General features: G+C 50.8%; 1 protein-coding gene. It reads left to right on the forward strand.

Going from position 1 to position 266, the window contains the following annotated elements; all coding sequences use genetic code 11:
• A partial coding sequence (locus tag ACTHS3_RS18015) for an alanine:cation symporter family protein (protein WP_440368791.1) occupies positions 1 to 266 on the forward strand: 266 nt, incomplete at both ends.

The following is a 266-nucleotide window of genomic DNA, read 5'->3' on the forward strand; positions in this document are numbered from 1 at the left end:
GGTATGTATAACGTACATCCGGTCGGCATGAAAACGCCGCTTGTGGAAAATATTCCCGGCGTGGAAGCCGGCTCTGCTTACACGCAGGCTGCATTGGGTACTGTGTTCGGTAATTTCGGCGGCGCATTTGTGGCGGTAGGCATCTTCTTCTTTGCCTTTACCTGCCTGCTGGCTTATTACTACATCGCCGAAACTGCGCTGCTCTATCTCGACCAAAAGCTGAAATACCCGATACTCAGTATGATTCTGCGGTTGGTGTTTTTAGC

It is taken from the genome of Neisseria sp. P0009.S007 (assembly GCF_051962515.1).